The sequence below is a fragment of the Bacillus sp. PS217 genome, assembly GCF_037963535.1.
Lineage (GTDB): Bacteria > Bacillota > Bacilli > Bacillales > Bacillaceae > Bacillus > Bacillus subtilis.
Map to the genome: position 1 here is coordinate 602,426 of NZ_CP150157.1, position 23,278 is coordinate 625,703.

26 protein-coding genes and 1 pseudogene are annotated in these 23,278 nt (G+C 40.5%); 14 read left to right on the forward strand and 13 right to left on the reverse strand.

Annotated elements, in window-relative coordinates:
- Positions 1-123: 123 nt before the first annotated feature.
- On the reverse strand, positions 124-1,311 hold the full coding sequence (locus tag NSQ83_RS03205) for an MFS transporter (RefSeq protein ID WP_198878998.1): 1,188 nt from the start codon (positions 1,309-1,311) through the stop codon (positions 124-126).
- A 203-nt stretch (positions 1,312-1,514) separates the two neighbouring features.
- Between NSQ83_RS03205 and NSQ83_RS03210 the strand changes: the two genes are divergently transcribed.
- The 5 genes and pseudogenes from NSQ83_RS03210 to NSQ83_RS03230 all read left to right on the forward strand — a co-directional run bounded on the left by NSQ83_RS03210 (position 1,515) and on the right by NSQ83_RS03230 (position 5,647).
- On the forward strand, positions 1,515-2,111 hold the full coding sequence (locus NSQ83_RS03210) for a TetR/AcrR family transcriptional regulator (RefSeq protein ID WP_339238969.1): 597 nt from the start codon (positions 1,515-1,517) through the stop codon (positions 2,109-2,111).
- 604 nt (positions 2,112-2,715) lie between these two features.
- A complete protein-coding gene (aseR, locus tag NSQ83_RS03215) occupies positions 2,716-3,051 on the forward strand; it encodes a metal-responsive transcriptional regulator AseR (protein ID WP_015482851.1) in 336 nt (111 codons plus the stop codon).
- 12 nt (positions 3,052-3,063) lie between these two features.
- Entirely contained in the window at positions 3,064-4,371 is a 1,308-nt protein-coding gene (locus tag NSQ83_RS03220) for an arsenic transporter (RefSeq protein ID WP_198878999.1), read from the forward strand.
- A 58-nt stretch (positions 4,372-4,429) separates the two neighbouring features.
- A pseudogene (locus NSQ83_RS03225) lies at positions 4,430-4,675 on the forward strand (hypothetical protein).
- Positions 4,676-4,861: 186 nt separating this feature from the next.
- The gene (locus tag NSQ83_RS03230; protein WP_072692872.1) at positions 4,862-5,647 is read left to right on the forward strand and encodes a GNAT family N-acetyltransferase; all 786 of its coding nucleotides are present in this window, start codon (positions 4,862-4,864) and stop codon (positions 5,645-5,647) included.
- Positions 5,648-5,703: 56 nt separating this feature from the next.
- Here the strand turns inward: NSQ83_RS03230 and NSQ83_RS03235 are convergent, their stop codons facing one another.
- Positions 5,704-6,624 carry an EamA family transporter gene (locus tag NSQ83_RS03235; protein ID WP_015715303.1) on the reverse strand — a complete coding sequence of 307 codons (921 nt, stop codon included), beginning with the start codon at positions 6,622-6,624 and terminating at the stop codon, positions 5,704-5,706.
- Positions 6,625-6,756: 132 nt separating this feature from the next.
- Here NSQ83_RS03235 and NSQ83_RS03240 point away from each other — a divergent pair, with 132 nt between their 5' ends.
- Positions 6,757-8,205, forward strand: coding sequence for a PLP-dependent aminotransferase family protein (locus tag NSQ83_RS03240; RefSeq protein WP_015715304.1), 1,449 nt, complete (start codon positions 6,757-6,759; stop codon positions 8,203-8,205).
- Between the two features lie 117 nt (positions 8,206-8,322).
- Here NSQ83_RS03240 and NSQ83_RS03245 read toward each other — a convergent pair whose 3' ends face one another.
- Positions 8,323-8,946, reverse strand: coding sequence for a flavin reductase family protein (locus tag NSQ83_RS03245; protein ID WP_046664261.1), 624 nt, complete (start codon positions 8,944-8,946; stop codon positions 8,323-8,325).
- An 88-nt stretch (positions 8,947-9,034) separates the two neighbouring features.
- Between NSQ83_RS03245 and NSQ83_RS03250 the strand changes: the two genes are divergently transcribed.
- A complete protein-coding gene (locus NSQ83_RS03250; protein ID WP_198879000.1) occupies positions 9,035-9,715 on the forward strand; it encodes a winged helix-turn-helix domain-containing protein in 681 nt (226 codons plus the stop codon).
- A gap of 79 nt (positions 9,716-9,794) precedes the next feature.
- Here the strand turns inward: NSQ83_RS03250 and NSQ83_RS03255 are convergent, their stop codons facing one another.
- From NSQ83_RS03255 to NSQ83_RS03265, 3 genes are all read right to left on the reverse strand, one after another.
- The gene (locus NSQ83_RS03255; protein ID WP_198879001.1) at positions 9,795-10,238 is read right to left on the reverse strand and encodes a carboxymuconolactone decarboxylase family protein; all 444 of its coding nucleotides are present in this window, start codon (positions 10,236-10,238) and stop codon (positions 9,795-9,797) included.
- An 85-nt stretch (positions 10,239-10,323) separates the two neighbouring features.
- Entirely contained in the window at positions 10,324-10,503 is a 180-nt protein-coding gene (locus NSQ83_RS03260; RefSeq protein ID WP_010886421.1) for a hypothetical protein, read from the reverse strand.
- Complete coding sequence (locus NSQ83_RS03265; protein ID WP_014478971.1) at positions 10,500-10,643, reverse strand: hypothetical protein; 144 nt, start codon at positions 10,641-10,643, stop codon at positions 10,500-10,502. Before NSQ83_RS03265 ends, NSQ83_RS03260 begins: the two co-directional genes overlap by 4 nt.
- A gap of 267 nt (positions 10,644-10,910) precedes the next feature.
- On the opposite strand from NSQ83_RS03265, the gene ydfH reads away from it, so the two are divergent.
- The 3 genes from ydfH to NSQ83_RS03280 all read left to right on the forward strand — a co-directional run bounded on the left by ydfH (position 10,911) and on the right by NSQ83_RS03280 (position 15,055).
- Positions 10,911-12,131 (forward strand): two-component system sensor histidine kinase YdfH, encoded by a 1,221-nt coding sequence (ydfH, locus tag NSQ83_RS03270; RefSeq protein ID WP_198879002.1) that lies wholly within the window; start codon positions 10,911-10,913, stop codon positions 12,129-12,131.
- Positions 12,124-12,765, forward strand: coding sequence for a two-component system response regulator YdfI (gene ydfI, locus NSQ83_RS03275; RefSeq protein WP_003244318.1), 642 nt, complete (start codon positions 12,124-12,126; stop codon positions 12,763-12,765). The genes ydfH and ydfI overlap by 8 nt, the downstream gene beginning before the upstream one ends.
- A gap of 115 nt (positions 12,766-12,880) precedes the next feature.
- Entirely contained in the window at positions 12,881-15,055 is a 2,175-nt protein-coding gene (locus tag NSQ83_RS03280; RefSeq protein ID WP_038427429.1) for an MMPL family transporter, read from the forward strand.
- Between the two features lie 413 nt (positions 15,056-15,468).
- On the opposite strand, the gene NSQ83_RS03285 is transcribed toward NSQ83_RS03280, so the two are convergent.
- The 4 genes from NSQ83_RS03285 to mneP all read right to left on the reverse strand — a co-directional run bounded on the left by NSQ83_RS03285 (position 15,469) and on the right by mneP (position 19,172).
- Complete coding sequence (locus tag NSQ83_RS03285; protein ID WP_038427431.1) at positions 15,469-16,371, reverse strand: carboxylesterase; 903 nt, start codon at positions 16,369-16,371, stop codon at positions 15,469-15,471.
- 202 nt (positions 16,372-16,573) lie between these two features.
- The gene (locus tag NSQ83_RS03290) at positions 16,574-17,263 is read right to left on the reverse strand and encodes a DUF554 domain-containing protein (protein ID WP_033883509.1); all 690 of its coding nucleotides are present in this window, start codon (positions 17,261-17,263) and stop codon (positions 16,574-16,576) included.
- Between the two features lie 89 nt (positions 17,264-17,352).
- Positions 17,353-18,165 (reverse strand): MerR family transcriptional regulator, encoded by an 813-nt coding sequence (locus tag NSQ83_RS03295; RefSeq protein WP_198879003.1) that lies wholly within the window; start codon positions 18,163-18,165, stop codon positions 17,353-17,355.
- 113 nt (positions 18,166-18,278) lie between these two features.
- Positions 18,279-19,172, reverse strand: coding sequence for a manganese transporter MneP (gene mneP, locus NSQ83_RS03300; protein WP_015252717.1), 894 nt, complete (start codon positions 19,170-19,172; stop codon positions 18,279-18,281).
- A 477-nt stretch (positions 19,173-19,649) separates the two neighbouring features.
- Between mneP and NSQ83_RS03305 the strand changes: the two genes are divergently transcribed.
- The 4 genes from NSQ83_RS03305 to NSQ83_RS03320 all read left to right on the forward strand — a co-directional run bounded on the left by NSQ83_RS03305 (position 19,650) and on the right by NSQ83_RS03320 (position 22,239).
- Positions 19,650-20,270, forward strand: coding sequence for a nitroreductase family protein (locus tag NSQ83_RS03305; RefSeq protein WP_038427437.1), 621 nt, complete (start codon positions 19,650-19,652; stop codon positions 20,268-20,270).
- 15 nt (positions 20,271-20,285) lie between these two features.
- Positions 20,286-21,224: a ring-cleaving dioxygenase gene (locus NSQ83_RS03310; protein ID WP_033883506.1), complete on the forward strand. Its 939-nt coding sequence runs from the start codon at positions 20,286-20,288 to the stop codon at positions 21,222-21,224.
- A gap of 101 nt (positions 21,225-21,325) precedes the next feature.
- A complete protein-coding gene (locus NSQ83_RS03315; protein WP_003234169.1) occupies positions 21,326-21,715 on the forward strand; it encodes a DoxX family protein in 390 nt (129 codons plus the stop codon).
- Positions 21,716-21,900: 185 nt separating this feature from the next.
- Positions 21,901-22,239: a thioredoxin family protein gene (locus tag NSQ83_RS03320; protein ID WP_046664257.1), complete on the forward strand. Its 339-nt coding sequence runs from the start codon at positions 21,901-21,903 to the stop codon at positions 22,237-22,239.
- A gap of 39 nt (positions 22,240-22,278) precedes the next feature.
- On the opposite strand, the gene NSQ83_RS03325 is transcribed toward NSQ83_RS03320, so the two are convergent.
- From NSQ83_RS03325 to NSQ83_RS03335, 3 genes are all read right to left on the reverse strand, one after another.
- Complete coding sequence (locus NSQ83_RS03325) at positions 22,279-22,515, reverse strand: spore germination protein (protein WP_003244342.1); 237 nt, start codon at positions 22,513-22,515, stop codon at positions 22,279-22,281.
- Positions 22,516-22,719: 204 nt separating this feature from the next.
- The gene (locus tag NSQ83_RS03330) at positions 22,720-23,013 is read right to left on the reverse strand and encodes a hypothetical protein (RefSeq protein WP_009969672.1); all 294 of its coding nucleotides are present in this window, start codon (positions 23,011-23,013) and stop codon (positions 22,720-22,722) included.
- 33 nt (positions 23,014-23,046) lie between these two features.
- Positions 23,047-23,277: a spore germination protein gene (locus NSQ83_RS03335; protein WP_029317348.1), complete on the reverse strand. Its 231-nt coding sequence runs from the start codon at positions 23,275-23,277 to the stop codon at positions 23,047-23,049.
- Position 23,278 lies beyond the last annotated feature (1 nt).

Sequence of the window (23,278 nt, forward strand, 5' to 3'; positions counted from 1 at the left end):
TAATTAAAAACACTTTTTGAGGGCTTGTGGGTGTCACCAGTGAAGGTCTGAATCACAGAAATACCAAGGGCGTCAAAACCCTTGGTATTTTTTCTGCCAAAAATAAGCCATTTTGGTGAAAGATTATTTCTCTGTGATGAAATAAAGCAAAGCGATGACCGGAAAAGCGATTCCAATCCATAATGCTGTACTCCATCCCCCTGAGGCATATGCCCATCCTCCAATTGATGACCCTATCGCACCGCCTAGAAAGAAGATCGCCATGAATAATCCGTTTAATCGACTGCGAATTTCAGGCGCCAACGAAAAAATAGCACGTTGACTGAGCACGAGGTTTGCAGATACACCCATATCTAACAGAATAGCTGCGGCCACTAGAACTGTTATACCGACGGGGGAGCTGCTCTGAATCATGAGCGGCAGTAATAAAGAGACAACGACAACACCGAGAGCGATTCCAGTGGCAAGCCGGGTCAAGCCTCGATCAGCCAGCCGGCCGCCTATTGGTGCAGCGACTGCACCCGCAATGCCCACCAATGCGTAGAGTGCTATTGCCTTCTGAGAAAAATGAAAATCAGGACCCGACAATAATAAAGGAACGGTAGTCCAGAACAAGCTGAAAGCTCCAAATACAAACGCATGATAGATGGCACGGCGGCGTAAGATTGGAGTCGTGCGCAGCAGCTTCCACATTGAACCGAGTAAGGCAGTATAGTTTGTATTTGCTGTTGGTTTTCTGGCAGGAAGCACTTTTGATAATACGATGGCCAGGATAACACTTACCACGGCGGACAAAGCGAATATTGCATTCCACCCCCAGATATCAGCGACTAGACTAGATATCGGACGGGAAAGCATAATACCGAGTAATAAGCCGCTCATGACATTGCCAACAACCCGGCCGCGTGCAGCGTCTGATGCAAGGTATGATGCAAATGGAACAAGCACTTGGGCTGCGATTGATCCCAATCCGACGAAAAACGCAGCTGCTAAAAACAGTGTTCCATGCTTCACAAATGCTGTTAGTGTCAAAGCCGCTGCGCTTAGAAGGAGCGATACAACAATAAGTTTTTTGTTTTCGATAATATCTCCTAAAGGGACAAGGAATAGTAAGCCGGCAACGTATCCGATTTGGGTGAGTGTGACAATCAATCCAGCACTGCTTGGAGAAAGTCCAATTGCCTTACTAATTAATCCGACCAAGGGTTGTGCATAGTAAAGATTAGCAACAATGATACCGCATGCAGTTGCGAGAAGAAGGGTTAAACTGGGTGAAATCCTCTGACCTGCTTGTTTGTTTCCATTAGCCATATGAATGAACTCCTTTTTAAGTGGTTTTTTGAGTGTAATCATGACTTCTCACAAGTGATTTTATAAACTGAACGTTCAGTTTCGTCGATTAATAAAAATAATATACTAAACGTTCAGTTTTGTAAATGGATTTCTGTTTTCTTTTTTTATTCAATTTAAGTATACTGAACGTATAGTTTATATTGCGGGAAGGAATGATTTATGTGCAGAGTAAACGAGGGCGGCCGCGTGATGAAGGAACGCATAAGGCGATTCTCTCTGCAGCCTATGACCTATTGCTGGAAAAAGGCTTCGATGCGGTGACAGTCAATAAAATTGCCGAGCGTGCGAAAGTGAGTAAAGCAACGATTTATAAATGGTGGTCTAACAAGGCTGCCGTTATCATGGACAGCTTTCTTTCGACCGCGACGGACAGGCTGCCTGTGCCTGATACAGGGGCGTCAGTACAAGATATAGTAACCCACGCCACGAATTTAGCTAGGTTTTTGACAAGCCGGGAAGGAACCGTTATTAAGGAATTAATAGGTGCAGGGCAGTTGGATGAAAAATTGGCAGAAGAATATCGCACGCGATTTTTCCAGCCTCGCCGCCTCCAAGCGAAAGGCCTTCTAGAAAAGGGAATTCAGAAAGGTGAATTGAGAGAGAATCTTGATATTGAAGTAAGCATAGATCTCATTTACGGACCAATTTTCTATCGTCTGCTTATAACAGGGGATGAGGTGAATGATTCCTATGTGCGTGATTTGGTGATGAATGCGTTTAAGGGAGTTCAAGCTACCTCTGCTACAGAGAGTATGTAGCTGATAAGAACTGCAAAAGCTACGGATTATATGACAAATTGGTTCTCTCTAATCGCAAAGTGAGAGATTAGATTTTTGTTGCTGAGCGCAATTATCGGATGTCGAAAAAGAAGTCATTCAATCGTGAATACATAACATCATATTATTACATTTCCTTTTCATCGATTGGAACAAGGGTTCTATACTTCAATGGAATATCGCAAAGTTGGAGTATTTAAAGAACAGGGGAAAATCGATGGCCATTATGTAGGTGTCATGGCAATGGAAAAAATACTTGCAATGTAAACAGGCCTCTAAAGAGACCTGTTTTTTAATATCCAGAGGATCTGTCTATTTTCATCTCGGGCTCTATGACTACTCCCATAACTGAAATAGTCTAATATTTATACCGGAATAAATATAAGGGATTGTTTATATAAATAAAAGTTTATATAATGACGGGGGCGCTAAGGAAACGCGGGGAGCGACTCAGGTTTTCGTTTTCGAAGTTTTGATCCTTAAGATATACGGAGCGCTACATATGGAAACGTAAAGGGGAATGTATAATCATTTGGCGTGTATATAACGATTTGCTTATATATTGATTTGGGGAGGAGGAGCTCATATGACGATTGATGTTGCGGCGATGACTCGTTGCTTGAAAACACTTAGTGATCAAACTAGGCTTATAATGATGAGATTATTTCTTGAAAAAGAATATTGTGTCTGTCAATTGGTTGATATGTTCGAAATGAGCCAGCCCGCCATAAGCCAGCATTTGCGGAAATTAAAAAACGCAGGTTTTGTGAATGAGGACAGAAGAGGCCAATGGCGTTATTATTCAATAAATGGTTCCTGTCCTGAGTTTGATACATTGCAATTGATCTTACATCAAATTGATCAGGAGGATGAATTGTTAAACCATATCAAACAAAAGAAAACTCAAGCGTGTTGCCAGTAAGGAGGCATTAGATTGACATCAATGGTTTTAGCTGTATTCATCTTTTTATTAACTCTAGTATTAGTCATATGGCAGCCGAAAAATTTATCTATAGGGTGGTCAGCCTGTGGAGGCGCAGTTTTAGCTCTAATAGCAGGTGTTGTCAATTTTCATGATGTGTTAACTGTGACAGGGATTGTTTGGAATGCGACCTTGGCTTTTGTGGCCATCATACTGATATCGTTAATTCTTGATAATATCGGTTTCTTTGAATGGGCAGCGCTTCATATGGCTAAGGCTGCAAAAGGATACGGTGTGCGGATGTTCGTTTATGTATCTCTATTAGGAGCTATCGTCGCCGCGTTATTTGCAAATGACGGTGCAGCTCTTATATTGACACCAATCGTATTAGCGATGGTCAGAGCATTACATTTTAATGAAAAATTAGTTTTTCCTTTTATCATTGCCAGCGGATTTATTGCGGATACCACTTCGCTTCCTTTTGTAGTAAGCAATTTGGTCAACATTGTTTCAGCGGACTATTTTCATATTACGTTTATTGATTATGCATCCAGAATGGTTGTCCCGTACCTGTTTTCGCTGCTGGCGAGCATCATTGTACTTTACCTTTTCTTTAGAAAAAGCATACCAAAACGCTATGATCTGACTGAGGTTAAAAAACCTGTTGAAGCAATTAAAGATCAAAACATGTTCAGACTGTCATGGTATATCTTAGGGCTGCTGTTAATTGGATATTTTGCAAGTGAATTTTTTTCTATCCCTGTATCAGTGGTAGCGGGCAGCATTGCAATCATTTTCTTAATCGCTGCGCAAAAGAGTCCGGCCGTCCATACAAAGAAAGTGGTGAAAGAGGCGCCATGGGCTATCGTATTCTTTTCAATTGGCATGTACGTTGTTGTGTATGGTGTCCGAAATGCCGGATTAACGGATGTCCTTTCAGATGTGATTCAAGCCGCAGCTGATCAAGGATTGTTTGCTGGGACAATTGGAATGGGCTTTATTGCGGCGATTCTTTCTTCCATTATGAATAACTTGCCGACTGTTATGATTGACGCATTGGCCATTGCCGGTACAGATACACATGGGATGATGAGAGAAGCGCTTATTTATGCAAATGTGATCGGTTCAGATTTAGGGCCTAAAATAACACCGATTGGTTCCTTAGCGACATTATTATGGCTTCATGTTCTTTCGCACAAAGGTATGAAGATTTCCTGGGGCACGTATTTTAAAACAGGAATTATCCTCACGATACCCACTTTATTGATCACACTTGTCGGCCTGTATATTTGGCTGCTGATAATCCATTCTTGTTTCTAAAAGGACAAGGTCACTATATCAAGGAAAACAATGCACTGGTAACTCTTGCCGCAGCCAAATGGCTGAAGGGTGGGGGAGAAAATACCTTGGGGCTAAGTGGAATGTGTACAGCGCAGGAATCGAAGCTCAAGGATGACATCGAGTGCTGTCAAAGCAATGAAAGAAGCAGGGATTGATATTTCAAATCAAACATCGGAGAAATTTGATGATCCGGCAAAAGCACACGGAACAGAAGAAGTGTTTCCAAAGGGTCCGTGATGAAATTGGTGACCGTTTAAAACAGTTTGCTGTAACTGGGGAATAAAGAATCGATATACTAGCGTTTCCTTGGGTTATATAATGCAATGTGTTGTTCAACAGGTGTCTGCGAGCTGAGTGCAGACACCTGTTTTTATTAGTCTGAGATTCGTAACAGGGAAGTTATTTAGCTGGTGACAGAGGAAAATTGATTTGTGAACAGAATCATGAAGGAGACGGTGTTTTAAAGGAGTTGTCTGTTTTGCAGGAATTAACAAAAGAAAAATACAGTAGCTTAAAAACGATGTTTGATGACAAATATTGTCCCACATTTGTCTATTCAATATTAGACCAAACCATTCCGGGAGCTGTTTATGCAGATGATCAAACCTTTCCTAAATCGTTTTTTATAGGAACTGAATCAGGCATTTATTTTATAGCGGGAGACCAAGGGAATCGGGATTTTCATGATTTCATTGCAGGATATTATGAAGAACAAGTGAAATCATCAAAACGATTTACCTTGTTTTCTTCCAGTGATACATGGGATAGCGTACTGAAACCCATACTGAAAGATGACTTGAACCAAATGAGAAGAGCTGCATTTTCTTATCAACCAAAATATTCCAAAAAGACTTTGCAACTGCCAAAGGGGCTTGTATTGAAAAGAATAGACGAAGACATCATTTCACACAGCACAGCGTTTAACAGCGCTTATTATGAGGAGTATTGGAATTCTGTCTCACAGTTTGCTTCAAAAGGTTTTGGATTTGCCGTATTACATGGCAATCATGTAGTAAGTGAGTGTACTTCTATATTTTTAGGGCATAATCGAGCGGAAATGGATATCTATACACTTGAGGAATATAGAGGACTGGGGTTAGCTTATTGCGTAGCAAATAGGTTTATAGCGTTTTGTATGGAATATGGGATTGTTCCTAGCTGGGATTGTGATATCTTCAACAATTCGTCCATTGCATTAGCAGCTAAACTAGGGTTTAAGACGGTAACGGAATACACTATTTACTACTCTGGCTAACCTTAATGAAAGAACCTTAAAAGGAGATACCAACCGATGTTGGTATCTTTTTTGTTTTAGAGTTTTTTAATCCTTTTAACAGAAAAATGGGTGATGAAAAACTTATTCATTTTATTTACTTTTAGGTAGGTAAAACATACCCCGCCAACTGTAACCACTCCGCCTAGCAGAGAGATCAGTGTGGGTATTTCGCCGATCCAGATCCAAGATATGATCAAGGCTAAAGCCGGTGTAACATAAAGTGAAAGGGTTGCTTCTGAAGCACCGACGAGTGAAGTGACATATGCTAGTGCGAAGTAAGGAATAACCGTCGGCAATAATCCTAAGTAAACGATAGACAAAGTTGCGCTTATTGAAGCGTTCATCATCTCTTCGCCTAAGCTTGGCAGAAACACAAGCATAGGTATTGTTCCGCCCCAAATGGTGAATGTAACGAATGGAATAAAACCATATTTTTTTATATAGCGGGCTTGAAAAACGAAATAAATACTTTCCGAAAATGCTGCCAGCAGGATGACCAAGATACCGCTCATTGAATATGTAAAGTCTCCCGCCCCAAATGCAATCAATAATACACCCAATAAACTGATCATAGAGCCAAGCCATTTCGTAAATCCAAAATGCTCTTTGTAAAACAGGCGGGATAGCATGGCTGAGAAGATCGGTGCCGTAGTAACGAGTAAGCTTGCAACTCCGGCACTAACTGTTTTTTCACCGATGTTCAGCAAAATGTGATAGAGTGCAAAACCTAAAAACCCTAAAAGAAAAATGGCAGGAATGTCTTTCAAGTCGGGTAGGCGCATCTGAGTCAAAACAGCAAAAAGCAATAATGCCATAGAGCCGATTAACAAACGAAATAAAGCAAGGTGTTCTGGTGTGTACCCTTCTAGTCCTGCGCGAATTCCCGGAAAAGCAGATGCCCATAAACCAATCATGAGACTATGAGATATCATTATTTGAACTGTTTTCTTTCGCATTCCTCTCACTCCTCTTTACAAAAACCAACCAGTTATTTAATGTGTTTTTATATTAATAAAGATTTGGTGATATGGCTTCAACCAGTTAAACGGATTTTGACCCAACCAATTTATTTTAAGGAGACCGATTCTATGAGCTTTCCAGAAGAAAAAAAGATGAAAAAGCTCCCTAAGTACAGACAAATCGTTCATTTTATTAAAGAGAAAATAGGAAATGGCGAGTGGCCGATTGGAAGCAAGATTCCAAGCCAGCGCACGCTTGCAAAAGATTTTCAGGTAAATCGGAGCACAGTGATTACAGCCTTAGAGGAATTGATGGCCGATGGGCTAATAGAAGGCACAATGGGGAAAGGCACAGTTGTTATCAACAACACATGGACACTGATGGCTAAGAATTCTGCTCCCGATTGGGATCAATATGTCACCTCTGGCATTCAGATGCCAAGCCGAAAAATCGTTCAAGAGATAAATCAATTAGAATCAAATACAGACCTTATACAGCTCAGTAAAGGTGAACTTTCAGCTGAGATTTTTCCTTTGGCTGTTATGAAAGAGATGATGGGGAAGGTATCTCATCACATGGAGGCATTCGGTTATGAAGAACCAAAAGGTTACTTACCTTTGAGGGAGGCATTAAGCAACTATTTAAAAACCATTGGAATCAACGTCTCATCTTCTTCCATTCTGATTGTCTCAGGAGCGTTGCAAGCCTTGCAGCTGATATCAATGGGGCTGTTACAAAGAGGATCAACCGTTTATCTTGATCAGCCCTCTTACCTTTATTCATTACACGTATTTCAATCAGCTGGTATGAAGCTGACTGGACTTCCTATGGATAATGAAGGACTTTTGCCTGAAAATGTTCATTTAACAAGAGGAGAGCGGGGAAGGGCTATCTTATATACAAATCCATGTTTTCACAATCCGACTGGTATTCTTATGTCTAAAAAGCGGCGTGAAGAGATCCTGACAGTAAGTGAGAATACACAGCTTCCTATTATTGAAGATGACATTTATCGTGAGTTATGGATCGATGAAATTCCGCCATATCCTATTAAAACAATTGATAAAAATGGACACGTACTGTACATAGGAAGTTTATCGAAAACATTAAGCCCAGGTTTGAGGATTGGATGGATCGTCGGACCGGAACCGGTGATTGAACGTTTATCTGACATTAAAATGCAAACAGATTATGGATCCAGTTCGCTATCCCAGAGAGTAGCGGCAGAGTGGTTTACTTCCGGCCACTACCAGCAGCATGTAGAAAAGGTTAGGCAGCAATTAAAGGTGAGAAGAGAATTGGCCTTGAGTGCTTTAGAAACTCATTTGAAAGATGTGGCGACATGGAATATCCCAAAAGGAGGATTTTTTGTCTGGATAAAAATATTGCCTTCCATATCAATGAAATTACTTTATACTAAAGCCTTATCAAAAGGGATTCTGCTCAATCTCGGCAGTATCTATGCTCAGGAAAAAGGGAATTATATTCGCTTATCATATGCTTATGCATCTCTTGAAGACCTTCAAAAGGGGATTTATGAGTTGGGTTTAATGATAAAAGAATTGGCAAGCAGGTAACTTTTATATCCTTAAATGGATGTTTCACTAAAAAAGAGATCAAGCCTAATGATCGCTTGATCTGATAATAACAAGGGTTACTAGAATAGATCAAATCATGGTTCGGTCTTAAAATGATCATGTCTCTGAGCGAAAAGTCTTTCCGACTTCTCTTCCTAAACCAAAGTAATGTCTGAAATTATAGATAAGCGGGCTCCATTTGGAAGGGTTGATATGGTTTTCGTCTAGTATAATACTTTCCTCGGCATGAAAATGTAGTGCCTGCGTCTCTACAATTGCGAATGACGATTCATATTCTGGAAACCGAATGTGTTTCACTTCGGCTTCTATTTGAATAGGACATTCTTTGATTCGTGTTGGTGATACTGTTTTTGATTGTAAAGGCGTTAACCCTGCTGCCTCGTATTTTTCTTTTTTATATGTAAATCCGAGCTGTTTCTTCAAAGGCGGTATACTCTTTTTTCCGCTATAAGATGAAATTCTTTCAACGTTTTCCCATAATTCCGGGCCAGGCAAGTTTATGACACATTCTTTGTGTCTTTCCAAATTGTCGATGGCTTTTCCTCCCAGTCCTACTCCAAGGATTATATAATGTCCAAGAGCCCAAGAAGAAGACATAGGACTAATATTAGTGGTTCCATCCTCATTCAATGTGGTTAGAAGAAATGTCGAGGTACCATAATACATGATCTTGGGTTTGATTTCCTTAAATCGACGAGTGTCTTGTTTTTTGATGTCCAACGTTTTTTCCTCCTTTCACGCTTACATTTATATTGTAAAGGATTAACATTTCAACTATCATCGAAATATGAATGTAAGGAGGAAAATCATGAATCCTAATATTGCAAAAATCTCTTCGCTGCTATCAGATCCCTCGCGTTCTTCCATTCTTCTCAGCCTGATGGATGGAAGGATACACCCTGCGGGAGAGCTTGCATATCTCGCTAACATTAAACCTCAAACCGCCAGTTTTCACCTGAATAAATTGCTTGAAGCAAAGCTGATTAGCGTAGAGAAGCATGGGAGACATCGGTATTACAGATTGGCTGACTCAGATGCTGCAAATGTGATCGAACAATTGCTTCATATTGCGCCTAAAGCAAAAATCAAATCTTTAAAAGAGTCAAAAGAGAAAAAGGACTTGCATTTCGCCCGTACCTGTTATGATCATTTGGCAGGTTATGTGGGCGTGCAAATGGCACATTCACTAGTTGAGAAGGGGATGTTAAAAAAAGTTGATTTAAACTTTAAAGTGACCTCAGAGGGGGCTTTATTCTTTTCGAAGTTAGGCATCAATGAAGAGCAACAACGGAATAAGAGGAGAGCTTTTGCCCGCTGCTGTTTGGATTGGAGTGAACGGCAGCATCATATTGCAGGAGCATTAGGAAACGCCCTATTGGTGCGCATGTTAGAAGAAGAATGGATCGTTCGTATGCCTAAAACGAGAGCGATTAGGATTACACAAAGCGGGAAAATCGCGTTTGAAAAGCACCTAAACGTGAAGATTTAGGACTTTGAAGCGGAAACACCAGATGATGAGGCACGATATCTAGGAGGAGTAAGATTTGTTCTAATCTTACTCCTTCTTCTTATTTTGAAGCAGCTCGATTCCCCATTGCAATAGAGATGCGGTTCCAACTGTTTATTTGATTAATGATGAGAACAAGGTCAACATATTGTTTTTCATCATAATGTTCCCGCACCCGATGATATAGCTCATCAGGAACCCTTTTAGATGGAATGAGCGTGATGTGTTCAGATAGTTCGAGAGCCGCTTTCTCTTCAGGTGAGTAAAAATCACATTCATTCCAAGCATGTAAACAGTAAATTCGCTGTTCAGTTTCCCCCATTTTGCGGGCATCGGACGTATGCATATCTATGCAGTAGGCACAGCCGTTCATTTGAGAGACTCTGATTTTGATTAGTTCTCTCGTCATTCGGTTAATTGAGGATTGTTTCGTGTATTTCTCCATATCCATCATGATTTTCATACCTTCAGGTGCAATCTCATAGTAGGACACTCTTTGACTCATAAGGCAAGACTCCTTTCCATAGAATACCTAGATTGTATCCCGGTATTGATCATTTTACCAATGTGCGGTTTGAATGACAGCTGTTTCAGCGTCTTTTGGAAAGAAGCTTCTTTGAATAAAAATAAGGGTAGCCAGCAATGATGAGTGGAGCTGCTAATGCAAGCAGTATCCATGAGCCTGATTGGCTGTCTCTAGTGACTCTAATGAATATATAAGTACCGATCAGAAAATATAATAAAGCACCTAGAAACCAATACATGTTCAATCCTCTTTTTCCTTGCTTTTTGGTTGCGCATTTTTGTCTGTCATATGGCTTAATCGATCAGGGTTCTGATTTTTTAATACCTTTTCGGTCCGGATTCCTTTTCTCTTTAATGATAAAATTGTGAGATCAATCGATTTCAATGATGATCATTCCTTCAATGAATAGTAAGTTCCTTATGATTTTAAAGGTAAATTTGAAAAGATAAAACGTACATAGAGGCAGAACGTTCATGTACGTTTGGGCAATGATCACTTATTGGAAACTCTAATGTTTCCCTGCACCTGATATTGTTGTGTTCCTTCTCTTCCTATAAAATGATTGGATACATGTATGTTTGCACGTTGAAATATGGGTTCGATTTTCATGAATCTCTATTCGGTGAAACAGGTAAAGGAAGTGGATAAGGTTTGCTTATAAGGAATCCTTTTAAAGATAAATATTACTCACATGATAGGCGGGCATTAAACATGCTTGCACTCAGAGTGCCGGGCCTGGCTTTTATTCTCATGATCTATATAGCCTCTATCGTGCTGCAATTTGTTTCTGGGGGCTGGTCCATTTTATTGCTTTATGCGTTTACCATATTAATCGCCATTTTTGCTTTGCTTCATTGGCACTCATATCGCTGGGTTAAGAAAAGAGTGATTCTGTATTTCGCGGTACAAGGTTTGATCACCTTTGCACTTGCTAATCTCATGACTGGCTTCTTTATACTTGTCATTATCGGCCTTTATGCATTTTTAATTGGACAAATCATAGGAATGGCAGACAGAAGAAGGACTTTTCTCATTCTTTATCTATTGCTGCTGGTCATAAATTCGGCGTTTCACCTTCATAAAGGTGAAGTTTTGCATTTTATTGTTATTGCTGGGCCAATCATGATTGTCATCATCACTTATGCTGCAACATTTTTTGCCCAAGTCGATGAAAAAATAAAAGCTCAATTGACTCTTGAAAGGCTGGAGCTGGCTCATCAGCAGGTAGAACAGCTGACGCTGCAGAACGAAAGACAGCGGATGGCTCGAGACTTACACGATACGCTTGCTCAAGGTCTTGTCAGTTTAAATATGCAGCTGGATGCGATTCATGTTCATCTCGCCAAAGGCAACACAGAGAGAGCGAAGGAAATCATACAACAATCGATGAAAAGAGTGAAAAGCACATTAGCTGATGCACGTTCAGCTATTGACGATCTCCGCAGAAAATCAGAAGAAATCGGTGTTTTAAAAGAAAGAATTACCTCGCTAATGGATCATTTTATAGAGTCGACAGGCATGGCTTGTTTATTAGATTACAGATTGCATCAGGTGCTGGATGTGCGTTCAGCTGAAAACTGTTATTACATCATTGGAGAATGCATGACGAATGCGGCAAAGCATGCTGAGGCGAAAACAATCTGGATATCCATTTGGGATGATGAAAAGGGAAGGCTCCATTTAACAGTTAAGGATAACGGCAAGGGATTTGATGTTGAAAAAGGAAAGAAAAAGAGAGGACATTATGGGCTTCTTGGCATACAAGAACGCGTCAGGGCAATAAATGGCCAATTCAATATCAAGAGTACAAAATTGAAAGGAACACAAATTGAGATCACTGTACCAATTCAGGGAGAGATGCAAGATGAATAAGGTTTTAATCGTTGATGACCATCTTGTCGTGAGGGAAGGTCTGAAGCTTTTAATTGAAACGAATGATCAATACACCATTATAGGAGAGGCGGAAAATGGAAAAGTCGCAGTCCGTCTTGCAGATGAATTAGAACCGGATATCATTCTGATGGATTTGTATATGCCGGAGATGAGCGGGTTAGAGGCCATTAAACAAATAAAAGAAAAACACGATACCCCCATCATTATTTTGACTACATATAATGAAGATCACTTAATGATCGAAGGGATTGAATTAGGAGCGAAAGGATATCTGTTAAAAGATACGAGTTCAGAAACCCTTTTTCACACAATGGATGCAGCGATCAGAGGAAATGTGCTATTGCAGCCTGATATCCTCAAACGTCTGCAAGAAATCCAATTTGAGCGGATGAAAAAGCAGCGCAATGAGACGCAGCTGACAGAAAAGGAAGTCATTGTTCTAAAAGCAATTGCTAAAGGTCTTAAAAGCAAAGCGATTGCCTTTGATTTGGGCGTCTCTGAGCGAACAGTAAAGTCAAGATTAACGTCCATTTACAATAAATTAGGCGCGAATTCAAGAACTGAGGCAGTAACGATTGCCATGCAAAAAGGTATTCTGACAATAGACAACTAAACTGCATATTTGAAAATTGCCCAAACGTACATGCCCGAATGTACGTTTTTTTCATTTCATTGTCAACTACAATGAGAAAGAATGTGATCAAGCAATGTGTTGAAAGGAGATTATCATGTCAAAAATGTTATATACATTAGGAGGATGGGTTGCTCGCAATCGCATAAAAGCAATATGTGCGTGGATCGTTGTGTTAGTTGCTGCGATAGGCCTTGCAGTGACCTTGAAACCAAGTTTTTCTGAGGATATGTCCATACCTGACACACCTTCGGAAAAAGCGATGGATGTGATTCAAAAAGAATTTCCTCATGGTCCTGATAAAGGGAGCATACGGGTTATTTTCGGTGCTGGTGATGGGGAGAAACTTACTGGGAAGCCAGAAAAAAAAGCAATAGAAGATACGCTCAAAGAAATCAGTAAAGATGATTCTGTTGACTCGATTGCAAGTCCTTTTGTGACAGGGACAATCGCGAAAGATGGCACAGTTGCCTATGCTGATATCAAGTACAAATCATCAGCAGATGATATAAAGGATTACTCTATCAAACACTTAAAAGACAGTTTGAAAATGGCTGATGATGAAGGATTGCAAACTGAGCTAAGCGGAGATGTACCGGGAGCGGAGATGGAGATAGGCGGTGTCTCTGAAATTGTCGGCATTATCTTGGCTTTTGTCGTTTTAGCCATTACATTCGGTTCTTTATTAATAGCAGGTTTGCCGATTTTAACTGCACTGATTGGTTTAGGTGTAAGTATTGGACTGGTTTTGATTGGGACACAAGTATTTGATATTGCTTCCGTCAGTCTTTCATTGGCCGGAATGATTGGCCTTGCTGTTGGTATTGATTATGCTTTATTTATTTTTACGAAACACCGCCAGTTTTTAGGCGAAGGCATACAAAAGAATGAATCAATTGCGAGAGCAGTGGGAACAGCGGGAAGCGCAGTCGTTTTTGCCGGACTTACTGTTATCGTTGCACTTTGCGGATTGACTGTCGTTAACATTCCCTTTATGTCTGCGATGGGGCTGACAGCAGGGCTTAGTGTACTGATGGCTGTCTTGGCTTCCATCACACTTGTGCCTGCGGTCTTATCGATTGCAGGGAAGCGGATGATTCCGAAATCAAACAAGAAAATAGAAAAACAAAGCACTGAAACAAATGTCTGGGGACGCTTTGTCACCAAAAATCCTATCATGCTAAGTGTATGCAGCATTCTGATTTTGATCGTCATTAGTATCCCATCTATGCATTTGGAACTTGGCTTGCCTGATGCTGGGATGAAAGCTAAGGATAATCCGGATCGCCGGGCATATGACTTGCTTGCCGAAGGCTTTGGAGAAGGATTTAATGGCCAATTAACAATCGTAGCGGATGCCACAAATGCTACAGAAAATAAGGCGGAGGCTTTCGCAGATGCAGTGAAAGAAATAAAGGGCTTAGACCATGTAGCAAGTGTCACCCCTGCAATGCCTAATAAAGAAGGGAACTTTGCCATCATTACGGTCGTTCCGGAAACAGGTCCAAATGATGTCACAACGAAAGATTTGGTACACGATGTACGCAGTTTGTCAGATAAAAACGGAATAGATTTGCTTGTTACTGGATCGACTGCAGTGAATATTGACATTTCAGATCGCCTGAATGATGCGATACCGGTGTTTGCTGTACTTATTGTTGGATTTGCGTTTGTATTGCTGACCATCGTTTTCCGTTCGCTGCTTGTGCCGCTTGTTGCTGTTGCAGGTTTCATGTTGACGATGACAGCCACTCTTGGGATTTGTGTATTTCTCTTGCAAGACGGGAATCTCATCGACTTTTTCAAAATACCTGAAAGAGGGCCGATACTCGCGTTCCTGCCGATTTTATCTATTGGGATTCTGTTCGGGTTAGCCATGGATTATCAAGTATTCCTTGTCAGCAGAATGCGTGAAGAATATGTAAAAACAAAGAATCCAGTACAAGCCATTCAGGCTGGATTAAAACACAGTGGTCCTGTTGTTACAGCAGCCGGCTTGATCATGATCTTCGTTTTTGCAGGATTTATCTTTGCAGGCGAAGCTTCTATTAAAGCCAATGGGCTGGCTCTTTCCTTTGGTGTACTCTTTGATGCCTTTATTGTAAGAATGACACTGATTCCAAGTGTCATGAAGCTGATGGGGAATGCAGCTTGGTATTTGCCGAAATGGTTAGACAAGATTATTCCGAATGTGGATATAGAAGGGCATCAACTGACAAAGGAAATACAGCCAGAAATAGATCATGAACAAAAGAAACAAATCAGTGTGTAATAGAAAAAGCAGATCTTTTATGATCTGCTTTTTTGCTTATGGTAGTATTTAGAAGATGAAGTCGGCAGTTAAAAGGAGACACTTATGGCGCAATCACTCATTTTCGATATGGATGGAACTTTGTTTCATATTGGCAGAAGCTGCGTCATACTAGCAGGCATCCCAGGAGAAGTGATAAAGCACATCAAATGATTTTTTTGACGCTGCCTTCTCTCCGTGATGCCTAGGTTCTTGATAATTCTAAGAATAAACCAACTGATCATATAAGAAACCTAAAGAAACAAGCACACAAAACCAGCTGCGGGTTTTGTCCAAGAAAAATAGAGTCCATGAGAGAGACTCTATTTTTTGAAATGCCCGGCTAGAAGCATATTGCAGGACTTTATGAATGCAAATCACTATCTTATAAGCCCTTACCGTGAAATGCCTGTTTCTACATTGAAAAAACGCATTACACGTTCATTTACGTAAGCGGGTTGTTCCATCGATAAAACATGTCCGGCATTTTTAATGACTTCCGCCTCAATATCAGGAACGAATGAAGAGGCTCGGTGCAGGGCTGAGTGGGGATCATAGATGACTTCATGTTCACCAAGTAATAATAGGATAGGAACTCTTGCTGAACGTAATTCCTCATCGGTAAAAACATACGGAAATCCGTCGGCATTAGGATTTGGATTTCTTGATCCATCCTGCCACATTACCCCTGCCTGAAACTGCTTCACAAAAATCGGGTGCAGCACATTCTGATCATTCATCATCCAATTTAAGAATATTTCAACTCCATTTGACGCTGTAAGGCCAAGAGCGTATTTGTAGAAATCGTGATGAAATGGCAAAAACGTTTCTGCCGGACTCAGTATAGCTGCGCTTTTTACTCTCTCAGGCATACGTAAAAGGAAATTCATCGTATGGAGACCGCCAAGCGAAAGTCCGATCATGTGGGACTTTTCGATCCCCAGATTGTCAAACACATCAAGAAGCCAATTGGCGTAATCCGTTCTTGTACCGCTTACATTCTCAGGAATACTCTTGTTTTTATCACCTATGATATCAACTGCATAAGTTCTGTATTTACTGCTCCAATCGGCGATGTTGGGATACCACATCGTCGAGCTGAATAATGCTCCGTGGAGTAATACAAGCGGCGGGGCATCCTCTGGGCCGCTTGCAATCACATGTGTTTGACCAAAACGAGTAGATATATAGAATGATTCCCAACGGACCGGCCAAAGACTAAGGCTTTCATTATAAGTTTGATAATAGCGGATACCGTTGTCACTTAATTCGGGAATACTAGATGAATGGTTTGACATACAAATGCCCCTCCCAATTTTGTTTAAATGAATGTGCCGTTTCGTGATGGGGAATCTGATATTGATATAACAGACTTTATTTACAATATAATACAGTTGTTATTCGACGTCAAATCCAAGATGAAAAGGAAATAAAACGATTGGAACAGATTATTGAAAATCAATATAACAGAATATTAACCTCCTTTGTGGAGCCGCTTCATTAAAGCCGCAATCCAAATGAATGAATCACAAAAATCACAACAGGAGGGATCAAGAGGGAAGGCAGCAAATTCAATGTTTTGAACTTCTTGATTCCAAGAATGCTTAGACCTGAACTGAGGATGAGTATGCCTCCCACAATTGTGATTTCATTAATAAGGTCTGTATTGATTGCGCTCTCCATTACTTTAGCAAATAAATAGATGGAGCCTTGCCAGGCAAATAATACAATGGCAGCAGCCGCTATTCCAAAACCAAAAGTTGAAGCGAGCACAATGGAGGTGATCCCATCTAACATCCCGTTTGTCAGGAGGTATGTATAATCTCCATGCAAAGCGGCTTCAACAGGGCCTAATATTGACAGCGAGCCTATACAAAATAATAAGACCGCAGTTGATAAGCCCTCTGCTAAATTGCTTTTAGAAAATTTGTTCACCAGCTTGTTGAATCGTAATTCTAAATTGATGATCTGGCCTAGCAAACCTCCAATGGCTAAACTCACGATGAATAGAATGGGGTATTTACTATCAGGCAAATGCTGTGTAATGGCGTTGATCCCCAGTGCGACCGCAGCGAATCCCATTGCCTGCATCAAAATATCCTGGTATTCATCTTTAATGCCTTTTTTGAATATCCCCCCGATTATGCTTCCTGCAATGATCATCACTGTGTTAAAAATCGTTCCAAACATAAGCTTTCTCCTCCAAAAATCATTCCTGCATAAAAAATAAACCCTCTAGTTAGTAGAGAGTCAAGGGAGATCAAAACATATTCATGAGATTATTTGATGGGCAGCAGGATTTCAGTCACGTAATTATCTAGGTTATTCGTAATGCCATAATCAATGAGTGTGATTTCGATTGAGTCCCCTGCTACTTCATAATGATGTTCTTTCATATATGCCAGTAATTTTTTGTAGTATGGTTCGGCTTCTGGATGTGACCCTTTAAACCTAATTTGCAGATATTCTCTTGAAGGAAAGATGATTTCTGAAGAAGTTTTTTCATTTTCATCTTCAAGAATCATAAATATACTGGAATATTTGTCAAACTGTTTTGCTTTCACATTTGCTGCTGATATGGATAAACCGATCTTGCCTATGAATATATCTTCGTTCACATTCAGGTGGGTTCTCAATTCAGCTAACGAATGTTCGATATCATGGCCGAGAACATATTCATGCTGCAAGTAAGCCACACGCATTGCGGGAAGTTTGATTTTTGTAATTTGATGTAACGGCATGTTAACGGCATCTTCTATATGTGTGATGCGTCGGGAGATCTTTCGTTCAATGCGTTCCAATTCTTTCTTTTTGCGATCAATTTCAGCCTGCTGGCTTTTTAGTAAATGAAGAAGAGTGTTTGTATTTTGAGAGTTATAAAAATCAAGAAGCTTATTGATTGGCAGGCCTAGGGCCCTCAAATACTTGATGTTATCCAGCCGCTCAAACTGTTGGGTAGAATAATATCTATAGTTCGTTTGCCCATCTTTATATTCCGGTTTCAAAAGGCCGATTTCATCATAATACCGAAGAGCAGAGATTTTCACATTGAATAACCTTGACACTTCTCCAATCGAAAAAAATTCCTTCATTCTAACAACCTTTCTGTCCCTATGATTATATACATCCACATTATATAGTACGGGCGAGTTCTAAAGGTAAAGTTTGCAGCAAAAAGAAAAAACTCCTTCTAAAAAGGAGCTTTTCATTCTTCGAAATAAGGATTTACATGGATGAGCACTTCTTCTACATCTGAAAACTGTCTTTTGATTTCATTCCGAATTTCGCGGGCAATGTCGTGTCCCTGCTTAATTGTCAAATCATGATCCAAAGATAAACGGACATCAAGCAATTTATAGTGGCCATGTTCTCGCGCGCGGATTCTATCAATTCGTTTTACTTGATCACATTGAAAAATAACAGCTTTATATTCCTCTATCAGCTCGGGATCAACACTCTTTTCCATGAGCACATCAACAGACGGCCTGATTAATTCCATTGAAATCTTAAAAATGAGGTAAGCAACGATTGCACTGGCAATGGCATCGGCGTACAACAGATAGGACCATCCGCGGGTGTTTCCGATGATAGCCAACAGGACGCCGATAAAAGCGGCAAGAGAGGCAACGATATCGCCTTTATGATCGTACGCAATCGCTATAATCGCTTTGCTGTTCCATTTTTCCCCTTGCTTTATAGAATAACGATATAAGATTTCCTTAGCCACGTACGAAATCAGAGCCGCAAACAATGCGCTGTATTGGGGAACGCTTGGCCCTTTAACAAAGGACAGAATCGCTTCTATGAGGATATAAACGGATACGATCACTAAGATAATTCCTACAATCGCCTCACTAATGACTTCAGCTTTTCCGTGACCAAAAGGATGGTCTTGATCGGGCGGTTTATTGGAAATTCCGATCACTGCCAAGACTGCAATCGAAGCAACGACATCTGCCGCGGAATGTATTCCGTCTGCAAACACGGCTTCACTATCGCCTACCAGCCCAAAAAAGACCTTTCCTGCCATTAAGATCAGATTGGCGATCAATGCAATCAAAGCAACTTTTCTGCTTATTTGTTCTCTTTCACTTGCCATTTTTTCCTCCTATAAAACTGCACAAAAAAATAGGAGTGCTCTATATACGCTCTCCGTATCCTTTCCTGTGTAATCACTTTGTTTATCATACCAATTCAATTTCGAGTGGGTCTATAGCAACGTTGTTTCCTGTTTACTAATAAATAAGGTGACAGAAAAAAAGTTGGAGCTATGCTAAAAAGGTCATACAGCAAACAAATGAGTTCTTATGTAACAACAGTGATGATTCGCTATTAAAATGCTGCCGTCAGTGAAAAATTTCCACCTAATTTTCAAAAACCTATTGACATGAGAAGATCTGTATTTTACTATTATCTCATATTCAAGATATTTTAATTTGAGATATTTGGTCGGAAAGATCAGCGATCAAGCGCATCTCTAAGTGTTCAATCCGTTGTCATTTCTTTTACACAATATTCAATATGGATTTTTTATAATAAAATATCTCGAATTCGAGATAAAAGGGAGTGTATCGTAATGGCTGAATTTACACATTTAGTCAATGAAAGACGATCTGCAAGCAATTTTCTTTCAGGTCATCCAATCACAAAAGAAGACCTCAATGAAATGTTTGAATTGGTTGCATTGGCACCATCGGCTTTTAATTTGCAGCATACAAAATATGTGACGGTTCTCGACCCGGACGTAAAAGAAAAGCTGAAGCAGGCTGCAAACGGACAATATAAAGTGGTTAGCTCTTCTGCGGTTCTCTTGGTATTAGGGGATAAGCAGGCATATCAACAAGCGGCCGATATCTATGAAGGTTTAAAGGTATTGGGGATATTAAATAAGCAAGAGTATGACCACATGGTGCAAGACACCGTTTCGTTTTATGAAAACAGGGGAGAACAATTTAAGAGAGATGAGGCGATAAGGAATGCTTCACTTTCGGCGATGATGTTTATGCTGAGTGCTAAGGAAAAAGGCTGGGATACCTGCCCGATGATCGGCTTTGATGCGGAAGCCGTAAAACGGATTTTGAACATAGACGACCAATTTGAGGTTGTCATGATGATTACGATTGGAAAAGAAAAAACAGAGAGCAGAAGACCGCGCGGCTACCGGAAGCCTGTGAATGAGTTTGTTGAGTATATGTAAAAGGAGCGGATAAAAATGGCGAAAAAAACGATGGGAATTCATCATATTACAGCGATTGTCGGTCACCCTCAAGAGAACACAGATTTCTACGCAGGAGTGCTTGGGCTTCGTTTGGTCAAGCAAACTGTCAATTTTGATGACCCAGGTACGTATCATCTTTATTTTGGGAATGAAGGCGGGAAGCCGGGAACAATCATTACCTTCTTTCCGTGGGCCGGAGCCCGCCAAGGCGTCATTGGAGACGGTCAAGTTGGCGTGACTTCGTATGTCGTGCCGAAAGGGGCTATGGCATTTTGGGAAAAGAGACTAGAAAAGTTCAACGTTCCCTACACCAAAATCGAGCGCTTTGGGGAACAATATGTAGAATTTGATGATCCTCATGGACTGCACTTAGAAATCGTGGAAAGAGAAGAAGGAGAGGCTAATACGTGGACTTTCGGAGATGTAACGCCCGATGTTGCCATTAAAGGTTTTGGGGGTGCAACCCTATTATCAGCGCAGCCTGACAAAACCGCTGACCTTTTAGAAAACATCATGGGGCTGGAGCGAGTCGGCAAAGAAGGAGACTTCGTTCGTTATCGTTCCGCCGGTGATATCGGAAATGTGATTGACCTTAAGTTAACGCCTATTGGCCGCGGGCAAATGGGGGCCGGAACGGTGCATCACATCGCTTGGCGGGCTAACGATGATGAAGATCAGTTAGATTGGCAAAGATATATTGCTTCCCACGGATATGGTGTAACTCCTGTTCGGGATAGAAACTACTTTAATGCCATTTACTTCAGGGAACACGGGGAAATCCTGTTTGAAATCGCAACTGATCCCCCGGGCTTTGCACATGATGAAACACAGGAAACAATGGGCGAAAAACTGATGCTGCCTGTGCAATATGAACCGCATCGCACACAAATTGAACAAGGGCTGCTGCCGTTTGAAGTAAGAGAGTTAGATTGATTTGACACATAAAAAATAAAGAAACATATATTCAATTGATGATTGCTGGATGGTACTGTCAGCAAAGAATCAGATAAAATCAAAGATGAGGAGAGATACAAATGGAAGATGCAGGACTGTTGCTTATTCGTATAATGATTGGTGTGGTGTTTTTGTTTTATGGCACACAAAAATTATTCGGCTGGTTTGGCGGATACGGGATTAAAGGAACCGGACAATGGTTCGAATCAATTGGGGTGAAACCAGGAAACGTTGCGGCCGCTCTATCAGGTCTTGGGGAGTTAGTAAGCGGAATTCTATTTATTTTAGGCGTATTCCTCCCGCTTGGAGCTGCTATCATAACGATCATCATGTTAGGTGCTATCGTAAAAGTCCATGGAGCGAAAGGTTTTGCGAATGGCGCCGGAGGTTTTGAATATAACCTGGTGCTCATTGCAGTTTCCATAGGGGTTGCACTCATCGGTTCAGGAGCTTACGCTTTGCATTTTTAATACGAAAGTATGTAAGAACAGTTGCTGCTTGTCAGTAACTGTTCTTTTATTTTGACATTTTCGGCAAGCTTGCAGGTACTCTGCAAAGCAAAAAAGCGGATATCATAAATAAAAATCTGTATAGTGAATGATACGTATTGATGAGCTTGGTCATGAAAAACAGACCTATTTGAAGGAGTAAATGGATGAAAGAGATGACAGAATTACATTCATTAGTTTCTATAGAAAACTTTATCAAACAGCACAAATTCAGTTTTATTTATATATCAAGGCCTGCCTGTACAGTATGTCACGCAGTTCTGCCCCAGCTCAGAATAGTATTGGATCAGTTTCCAAACATCAAATTGGGGCATATCAATGCTGACGATTCAGCAGAGGTCGCCGGCAGATTTTCAGTTTTCACCGTTCCTGTGCTTCTTTTGTTCATTGATGGGACTGAGTTTCTAAGAGAAGCCCGTTTTGTTCATTTTGAACAGCTTGAACAAAAGCTGAAAAGGGTTTATCGATTATATGAAGGCGAATAAAGGAATAAGGCAAAAAAAGAACTCAAATGAGTTCTTTTTTTATTCTTCACTAGGCGAAGAAGGGTTATCAACCTGCCCTTGATCACTTGTATCATTATCACAACTTGCTGAAATAATAATTGAATGAGAAGGAGAGTAATCTCCTAATGTGAAATTCACTCCGTAATTTTTGCTGTTCGCAGTATGGCTGTTTTGCAAGTTTTGTCCGATATCTGTATTGGCGTTTTGTGTCATTCCATTTATCGTGAGATTTGAGATGTTGATTTGAGATCGCATGCTTCAAAAACTCCTTTCACTCAGAAGTAGCCGTCATAGAGGACGCTGGCAGTCTATTTACTTCTATGATATTGCGTTTTTATATCATTGCATCAACATAATGGTAAAAATAATAGCGAGTGAATGATCATCTTTTGAAGATGATCAACCTATCAGCAGAAATAAAGCCGCCTGATAAAGAGGCGGCAGATCGTTATATGTCATCTATGAATTTGATGTATCGTTTTTCGTTTGCCTGAAGGATAAGATGGTCGTTTTTAATGATGAGTAGGAGCCTATAGCAGCGTAGCCATAAAACCAGCCCATAAATACGCCAGAAAAGAGGCTGTGTCGATGGCTTATGAAAACAGAAATGACAAGGCCTGTTATTAAGGCAACTGACGGTACAAAAGTTTTGGGGATTTTCAATAATATTTTGAGGATTTGGGTTATCAATATGATGATTGGAACAGCTATCACAGCATCCCAAAAGTTCGTGTGAATAATTGGAAAAGCCATACGGCACCTCATGAAGTGTTTATTTCTTAATTTTTACGCTAAAAGCTTGGAAAGCAGCTCTTGGATCGCATATGTTACATTTTGGGCTTGATTGGCGGAGCTTGTTTGGCTTAAAGTATTGGATTCAAAAACCAAACCTGTATTACTCCCACCGGAACCCTCTGTTGTTTTAGACACAGAGAACGGGCTGATGGAAACTGCAAATCCGTTATTAAAAACGCTGTTCCCGGATATCGAATGAATATAAACTGGGAATTTCATCATT